This window comes from Heliobacterium mobile, assembly GCF_009720735.1.
Lineage (GTDB): Bacteria > Bacillota > Desulfitobacteriia > Heliobacteriales > Heliobacteriaceae > Heliobacterium > Heliobacterium mobile.
On record NZ_WNKU01000091.1, the window covers coordinates 1 to 1,311 of the forward strand.

General features: G+C 53.0%; 3 rRNA genes. All 3 read right to left on the reverse strand.

Annotated elements, in window-relative coordinates:
- Positions 1–575: ribosomal RNA gene (locus tag GJ688_RS19725) — 23S ribosomal RNA — on the reverse strand; the annotation flags it as partial.
- Between the two features lie 260 nt (positions 576–835).
- Positions 836–952, reverse strand: a 5S ribosomal RNA gene (gene rrf / locus GJ688_RS19730).
- Positions 953–1,222: 270 nt separating this feature from the next.
- Positions 1,223–1,311: ribosomal RNA gene (locus tag GJ688_RS19735) — 16S ribosomal RNA — on the reverse strand; the annotation flags it as partial.

Consider the following 1,311-nt stretch of genomic DNA (forward strand, 5'->3'; position numbering starts at 1 on the left):
GCTCCGACTGCTTGTAAGCATACGGGTTCAGGTTCTCTTTCACTCCCCTTCCGGGGTGCTTTTCACCTTTCCCTCACGGTACTGGTTCACTATCGGTCGCTGAGGAGTATTTAGCCTTGGAGGGTGGTCCCCCCGGATTCCCACGGGATTTCACGTGCCCCGCGGTACTTGGGATCCCTTCGGAATGGCTCGTCCTTTCGCCTACAGGGGTGTTACCTGCTGTGCCGGGCCTTTCCAGACCGCTTCGACTAGGATGATTCATTCGGGATGAAGGTCCCGCAACCCCGCCTCCGAAGAGACGGTTTAGGCTTTTCCCCGTTCGCTCGCCGCTACTGGGGGAATCTCGCTTGATTTCTTTTCCTCCGGGTACTTAGATGTTTCAGTTCCCCGGGTTGGCTTCTCTGACCTATGGATTCAGTCAGCGATGTCCGGATATGACTCCGGACGGGTTGCCCCATTCGGGTATCTACGGGTCTACGCCTGCTTGCGGCTCTCCGTAGCTTTTCGCAGCTGTCCGCGCCCTTCTTCGCCTCTCAGCGCCTAGGCATCCACCGTATGCCCTTACTAACTTGACCTTATTTTTTAATGAATGATCGCCTCGTCTATCTTACTTACCGTGGTGAACCATGCTTGCAGTGAGACACTTCGTCAAAAGACTATGGTGTCGATACTGTAGTAGGACCTCACCGTTGAGTATGAAAGCTTGACGCATTGATCATCATTGCTTGCGCTTTACTTTACCTCTGTGCAGTTTTCAAGGAACAGCACCACCCATAAGGGCAGTCATATGAAAACCTGACGTTTGTCAGGTCTGCCGGGTAATAAAACCCGGTCAATCTGGCAACGACCTACTCTCCCAGGGACCAACGTCCCAAGTACCATCGGCGCAGGAGGGCTTAACTGCCGTGTTCGGGATGGGAACGGGTGTGACCCCTCCGCCATTGCCACCAGATCATTATTTCGTTTTGTCTGTTGAATTGCTGGGCTTTTGCAAGCTCAATCAGTATCCAACAACCCGTTGAGGTTATCCGGTTCACCACCGGAATAAAGATTCTACTATACTCGGTTGAGGTTTTCAACCGGTAAGTTTCTCCAGTCCCTCAAAATCAAACAGTTGTGTGGCATTGCGTGCGTTCGACCTCGACATCTCACTGCGTAGAGGTTTCATCCCCCTCACTAGAAAACTAGCAAGGTTACCCTCTACCGTGACGAGTCTCCATAGAAAGGAGGTGATCCAGCCGCACCTTCCGATACGGCTACCTTGTTACGACTTCACCCCAATCATCGACCCCACCTTCGGCGGCTGGCTCC